General features: G+C 58.7%; 7 protein-coding genes. 4 read left to right on the top strand and 3 right to left on the bottom strand.

Going from position 1 to position 6354, the window contains the following annotated elements; translation table 11 throughout:
* Positions 1 to 255 precede the first annotated feature (255 nt).
* Positions 256 to 1473: an argininosuccinate synthase gene (locus PVZ80_RS00505; RefSeq protein WP_009050550.1), complete on the bottom strand. Its 1218-nt coding sequence runs from the start codon at positions 1471 to 1473 to the stop codon at positions 256 to 258.
* A 126-nt stretch (positions 1474 to 1599) separates the two neighbouring features.
* Positions 1600 to 2508, bottom strand: a complete 909-nt coding sequence (locus tag PVZ80_RS00510; protein WP_009050551.1) for a flagellar protein MotY — start codon at positions 2506 to 2508, stop codon at positions 1600 to 1602.
* 156 nt (positions 2509 to 2664) lie between these two features.
* Between PVZ80_RS00510 and pyrC the strand changes: the two genes are divergently transcribed.
* Positions 2665 to 3711 (top strand): dihydroorotase, encoded by a 1047-nt coding sequence (gene pyrC / locus PVZ80_RS00515; RefSeq protein WP_016703432.1) that lies wholly within the window; start codon positions 2665 to 2667, stop codon positions 3709 to 3711.
* Complete coding sequence (gene rnt, locus PVZ80_RS00520; RefSeq protein WP_009050553.1) at positions 3708 to 4382, top strand: ribonuclease T; 675 nt, start codon at positions 3708 to 3710, stop codon at positions 4380 to 4382. Before pyrC ends, rnt begins: the two co-directional genes overlap by 4 nt.
* A 69-nt stretch (positions 4383 to 4451) precedes the next feature.
* On the opposite strand, the gene PVZ80_RS00525 is transcribed toward rnt, so the two are convergent.
* A complete protein-coding gene (locus PVZ80_RS00525) occupies positions 4452 to 5054 on the bottom strand; it encodes a peroxiredoxin (RefSeq protein ID WP_007922432.1) in 603 nt (200 codons plus the stop codon).
* Between the two features lie 326 nt (positions 5055 to 5380).
* Between PVZ80_RS00525 and PVZ80_RS00530 the strand changes: the two genes are divergently transcribed.
* Positions 5381 to 5599: a bacterioferritin-associated ferredoxin gene (locus PVZ80_RS00530; RefSeq protein ID WP_016703434.1), complete on the top strand. Its 219-nt coding sequence runs from the start codon at positions 5381 to 5383 to the stop codon at positions 5597 to 5599.
* A gap of 201 nt (positions 5600 to 5800) precedes the next feature.
* Entirely contained in the window at positions 5801 to 6274 is a 474-nt protein-coding gene (gene bfr / locus PVZ80_RS00535; RefSeq protein ID WP_009050554.1) for a bacterioferritin, read from the top strand.
* Positions 6275 to 6354 lie beyond the last annotated feature (80 nt).

A 6354-nucleotide genomic window follows, 5' to 3' on the forward strand; every position in this document is an offset into this window, starting at 1 on the left:
TCGGGTGGTGTGGGGCGTCAGATCGATCTGTAGGGCATCGCCATCAGGCTTGATCGTGACGACAGAAAAGCCCTCCCAAAAAGGAAGGAAAGTATTAATATCGTGCATAAGAACGCCGGTTTTTTAGATGTGTTTGCTCGCACGAACATCATCAATCAAATCGGCGTTCTTGTTTCTGTGTTTCCCGGAATTCCGTGAAGAACCATAAAAAAGCCCCACTCATGGCGGGGCTTTTTTAAAACGACTCAAAAAGTATCAGAACAGAGTCCGACCCTTGTTGGCCGCAATACGCATGCGCAGGGCATTGAGCTTGATGAAGCCAGCCGCATCCGCCTGGTTGTAGGCGCCGCCGTCTTCTTCGAAGGTCGCGATGTTGGCATCGAACAGCGACTCATCGGACTTGCGACCGGTGACGATCACATTGCCCTTGTACAGCTTCAGGCGAACCACACCGTTCACATGAACCTGGGAAGCGTCGATCATCTGTTGCAGCATCAGACGCTCAGGGCTCCACCAGTAGCCGGTGTAGATCAAGCTGGCGTACTTGGGCATCAGCTCGTCTTTCAGGTGAGCCACTTCGCGATCCAGGGTGATCGATTCGATCGCCCGGTGAGCGCGCAGCATGATGGTGCCGCCAGGGGTTTCGTAGCAGCCGCGGGACTTCATGCCGACATAGCGGTTTTCCACGATGTCCAGACGACCGATGCCGTTTTCGCCGCCAATGCGGTTCAGGGTCGCGAGCACGGTGGCCGGGGTCATCTCGACGCCGTCGATCGCCACGATGTCGCCGTTGCGGTAGGTCAGCTCGATGTAGGTCGGGGTGTTGGGAGCCTTCTCCGGGGAGACGGTCCAGCGCCACATGTCTTCTTCGTGCTCGGTCCAAGTGTCTTCCAGCACTCCGCCTTCATAGGAGATGTGCAGCAGGTTGGCATCCATCGAGTACGGGGACTTCTTCTTGCCGTGACGCTCGATCGGGATCGCGTGCTTCTCGGCATAGTCCATCAGCTTCTCGCGGGACAGCAGGTCCCACTCACGCCAAGGAGCGATCACTTTCACCCCTGGTTTCAAGGCGTAGGCACCCAGTTCGAAACGAACCTGATCGTTGCCCTTGCCGGTAGCGCCATGGGAAATGGCGTCGGCGCCGGTTTCGTTGGCGATCTCGATCAGGCGCTTGGCGATCAACGGACGAGCGATGGAGGTACCCAGCAGGTACTCACCTTCGTAGACGGTGTTGGCGCGGAACATCGGGAAAACGAAATCGCGGACGAACTCTTCGCGCAGATCGTCGATGTAGATCTCTTTCACGCCCATGGCTTGCGCCTTGGCACGTGCAGGTTCGACCTCTTCGCCCTGACCCAGGTCAGCGGTGAACGTCACCACTTCACAGTTATAAGTATCCTGCAGCCACTTGAGGATCACCGAAGTGTCCAGGCCGCCGGAATACGCCAGAACGACCTTGTTTACGTCCGCCATGCCATCACTCCACGGGGTTCTACGGAAAGCCATCAAGTCTACCGATCAACGCGGATAATTTACAGAGGCGCGACAGCTTATGACGACGAAGCGACAGATTATGTCGAGTGCGCGACGACAGCCGTTTCAGGAAGTCGCCGCGGCGTTGGCGGGAGCAGCAGCCTGGGGTGCCGGTTTTTCCGCGACCGGGACGCGTTGCAGCTGTACGTTGACCCGACGGTTCTTCGCCCGGTTCGCCGCGTTGGTGTTGGGTGCCAATGGATAGCGTTCGCCGTGGAAACGCATCTCGATCTGCGATTCGGGAATACCGTTGGCCTTGAAGAATTCCATCACCGCCAGCGCCCGGCGGCGCGACAGGTCACGGTTGGTCAAGCGGTTGCCGCTGTTGTCCGAGTGGCCATCGAGCTGGATGTGATTGACCGTCGGATCGGCCTTGAGGAACTCCAGCATCACCTGCAACTTGGCCTTGGCCTTGGCATCCAGATCGATACCGCCCCCTGGGAAGCCGACCTCGGATTGCCTGACCTGATCGAAGTTCTGCGGCAACAACTTGGCGACACAACGTTGATAGTCGCCATACGCCTTGCTGAACTTGACCGGCAACAAGCGCACCTCGGACACCCCACCCTCGCGGGAGTAGTGGCGAACCACCGGGCTGCGCCCATCCATCAATCCACCGATCAGTCGCCCGGCCTGCAGTTGCGAGCTGTTGAACAATACATCGCCGCTGCCGAGCCGCACCGAACCCAGGTTGATGTCGCCGCGCCCCGGCTGCCACGGCGCGGCCGCTGCGAGCAGCGTGGCCGAACCGCCAGCGAGCATCGGGTTGTAGGCCTTGAGGCGGAAGGTCGCCTGCTCGCCGGCGCGACGCACGAACTCCCCGGAACCGAAATCGGTGATCGGCTGGCTCAGACGGCACTCGAATTTATCGCCTTCGACCGTCCACTCAATGCTCTCCAGACGGGTCTGGAAAGTCAGCGCCATCGCGGGAAGACTGGCGAACACACTGAGCAAGGCTAGATAACGCTGGCGCACGGGAGGCTCCACTGACTTGTACATCACGAAAATCGAAATGCCTGTTTACGGCATACCTTCGGGATATCGGAAGCTTCACGCAAAACTTGATAGCGAGTGCCTGGAAGAGTCTTTTCCGGTAGCATTCACTGGAGTTTGACCCGCCTGGAATCCCCAATGTCCGACCGCCTGACCCTGCTGCGTCCCGACGACTGGCATATTCATCTTCGCGATGGTGCCGTGTTGACCAATACTGTCGCGGATGTCGCGCGCACCTTTGGCCGCGCCATCATCATGCCTAACCTGGTACCTCCGGTGCGCAACGCCGCTGAAGCCGACGCCTATCGCCAGCGCATTCTCGCTGCGCGGCCGGCCGGCAGCCGCTTCGAGCCGCTGATGGTGCTCTACCTTACCGATCGCACCCAGCCCGAAGAAATTCGCGCGGCCAAGGCCAGTGGTTTCGTCCATGCCGCCAAGCTCTACCCGGCTGGCGCGACCACCAACTCGGACTCGGGCGTCACCAGCATCGACAAGATCTTCCCGGCGCTGGAGGCCATGGCCGAAGTCGGCCTGCCGCTGCTGATCCACGGTGAAGTCACCCGCAGTGAGGTCGACGTGTTCGACCGCGAGAAGCTGTTCATCGACGAGCACATGCGCCGCGTCGTCGAGCGCTTCCCGACGCTCAAGGTGGTGTTCGAACACATCACCACCCGTGACGCCGTGCAGTTCGTCAACGAGGCCTCGGCCAACGTCGGCGCGACCATCACCGCCCATCACCTGCTGTACAACCGCAACCACATGCTGGTCGGCGGAATTCGCCCGCACTTCTATTGCCTGCCGATTCTCAAGCGCAACGTGCACCAGGAAGCGCTGCTCGACGCCGCCACCAGCGGCAGCCAGAAGTTCTTCCTCGGTACCGACTCCGCGCCCCACGCCCAGCACGCCAAGGAAGCGGCCTGCGGCTGTGCCGGCTGCTACACCGCCTATGCCGCGATCGAGCTGTACGCCGAGGCCTTCGAACAGCGCAACGCGCTGGACAAGCTGGAAGCCTTCGCCAGCCTCAACGGCCCGCGCTTCTACGGCCTGCCGGCCAACACCGATCGCATCACCCTGGTTCGTGACGAATGGACCGCCCCTGCCAGCCTGCCGTTCGGCGAGCTGACTGTCATCCCGCTGCGCGCCGGTGAAAAACTGCGCTGGCGCCTGCTGGAGGAACACGCGTGAGTGAAGACCATTTCGACGACGAGCAGGACGGTCACAACGGTGGTGGCTCGCGTCATCCAATGGCGGCACGCTTTCGCGGTTACCTGCCGGTAGTCGTCGACGTTGAAACCGGTGGTTTCAACTCGGCCACCGACGCCTTGCTGGAAATTGCCGCGACCATCATCGGCATGGACGAAAAGGGCTTCGTGTTCCCCGAGCACACCCTGTTTTTCCGCGTAGAGCCTTTCGAAGGTGCCAACATCGAAGCCGCGGCGCTGGAGTTCACCGGGATCAAGCTCGACCATCCGCTGCGCATGGCCGTCAGTGAAGAAACCGCGCTGAACGACATCTTCCGCAGCGTGCGCAAGGCGCTGAAGGCCAACGGTTGCAAACGCGCGATCCTGGTCGGGCACAACAGCAGCTTCGACCTGGGCTTCCTCAACGCGGCTGTCGCGCGCCTGGACATGAAGCGCAACCCGTTTCATCCGTTCTCCAGCTTCGACACCGCGACGCTTGCCGGCCTGGCTTATGGCCAAACCGTGCTGGCCAAGGCGTGCCAGGCTGCCGACATCGACTTCGACGGCCGTGAGGCGCACTCCGCCCGCTACGACACCGAGAAGACTGCCGACCTGTTCTGCGGCATCGTCAATCGCTGGAAGGAAATGGGCGGCTGGGAAGACTTCAACGACTGATACCGTCGCTGATCGACCGCGCATAAAAAACCGGCCCTGAGGCCGGTTTTTTTATGCGTGAAGCGCGGCTTACAGCTTGCCGGCGTTCTCGCTCAGGTAAGCGGCAACGCCTTCTGGCGAAGCGGTCATACCCTTGTCGCCCTTCTTCCAGTTGGCTGGGCAGACTTCGCCGTGCTCTTCGTGGAACTGCAGAGCGTCGACCAGACGGATCAGCTCTTCCATGTTACGGCCCAGCGGCAGGTCGTTGACGATCTGCGAACGAACGACGCCTTTGTCGTCGATCAGGAACGCGCCACGGAAAGCCACGCCGCCTTCGGACTCAACGTCGTAGGCCTTGGCGATGTCGTGCTTCATGTCAGCAGCCATGATGTACTGAACCTGACCGATGCCGCCGGCATTGATCGGGGTGTTGCGCCAGGCGTTGTGGGTGAAGTGCGAGTCGATCGAAACAGCGATCACTTCAACGTTGCGCGCCTTGAAGTCAGCCATGCGGTGGTCCAGGGCGATCAGCTCGGACGGGCAGACGAAGGTGAAGTCCAGCGGGTAGAAGAACACCAGGCCGTATTTGCCTTTGATGGCCGAGGACAGGGTGAAGCTGTCGACGATTTCGCCATTGCCGAGAACGGCGGGAACGGTGAAGTCAGGGGCTTGTTTGCCTACGAGTACGCTCATTGGATATCTCCTGGTGTGATCGAATGAAGAATGGGACCCAGCCTAGTTTGCCGCCGCCAAGCGACAGCCCTGTGACTCGATCCCGCTTCGTAAGGACCGCACATCATACACCGCGTTTTTGAGCTGTCCTTAGTGGTTTTTCCATCCCTTGTGTTCAGTCCGCAAAAAAACAGCCCTGCTAGACAACGCGTCGGCCGTGGTAGAAAAAACCGTTCGTCTGCCAATCACGCATCTGGCAAAAAGCCCCAGCAAACCACTTTGACAATCATTCTCGTTAACATTAAGATCCGTCGCATTGAGCCATAACCAGCGACGGTTCTCACCTTATGTATGTCTGCCTCTGCACTGGCGTCACCGACGGACAAATCCGCGATGCAATCTACGACGGTTGCTGCAGCTATCGTGAAGTACGCCAAGCAACAGGCGTTGCCGGTCAATGTGGCAAATGCGCCTGCCTCGCCAAGCAGGTAGTACGTGAAACCCTGACCGAACTGCAAAGCAGCCAGCCAGCGATTCCTTACCCAGTAGAATTTAATGTTGCGTAATTAACGCCATAAAAAAGAGCCGGACTTCATGTCCGGCTTTTTTATGCCTGTAATTCAATCGCTTAGCGTCATAACGCGGAACACAAACATTCTTATTCCGATTAATTTTCATATATTATTCAATAACTTAGGTTTGACACTAATCATCGTGCGGCTCAGACTCTGCCTTATATACCGCTAATTACAGGGCAGGACCCCATCATGAAAGGCGACATCACAGTCATCCAGCATCTCAACAAGATCCTTGCCAATGAACTGGTCGCGATCAATCAGTACTTCCTGCATGCGCGCATGTATGAAGACTGGGGCCTGAACAAGCTGGGCAAGCACGAATACCACGAGTCCATCGACGAGATGAAGCATGCGGACAAGCTGATCAAGCGCATCCTCTTCCTCGAAGGCCTGCCGAACGTCCAGGACCTGGGCAAACTGCACATCGGCGAACACACCAAGGAAATGCTCGAATGCGACCTGCGCATCGAGCGCACCGGCCACGCCGACCTGAAAGCCGCCATCGCCCATTGCGAATCGGTTGGCGACTTCGGTAGCCGCGAACTGCTGGAAGACATCCTGGAATCGGAAGAAGAACATATCGACTGGCTGGAAACCCAACTGGGCCTGATCGATAAAGTCGGCCTGGAAAACTACCTGCAATCGCAGATGGGCGACGAGTAACTTCTCTCAAGGTTCAGCCCATAAAAAAGGTTCTTCACGGAATTCCGGGAAACACAGAAACAAGAACGCCGATTTGATTG

The organism is Pseudomonas sp. B3G-3 (assembly GCF_028640915.1).
Lineage (GTDB): Bacteria > Pseudomonadota > Gammaproteobacteria > Pseudomonadales > Pseudomonadaceae > Aquipseudomonas > Aquipseudomonas chlororaphis_I.

Bases quoted from the DNA above. Each gene is read 5' to 3' on its own strand.
- PVZ80_RS00505 (WP_009050550.1), bottom strand. From the start codon at position 1,473: ATGGCGGACGTAAACAAGGTCGTTCTGGCGTATTCCGGCGGCCTGGAC.
- pyrC (WP_016703432.1), top strand. From the start codon at position 2,665: ATGTCCGACCGCCTGACCCTGCTGCGTCCCGACGACTGGCATATTCAT.
- PVZ80_RS00525 (WP_007922432.1), bottom strand. From the start codon at position 5,054: ATGAGCGTACTCGTAGGCAAACAAGCCCCTGACTTCACCGTTCCCGCC.
- PVZ80_RS00530 (WP_016703434.1), top strand. From the start codon at position 5,381: ATGTATGTCTGCCTCTGCACTGGCGTCACCGACGGACAAATCCGCGAT.
- bfr (WP_009050554.1), top strand. From the start codon at position 5,801: ATGAAAGGCGACATCACAGTCATCCAGCATCTCAACAAGATCCTTGCC.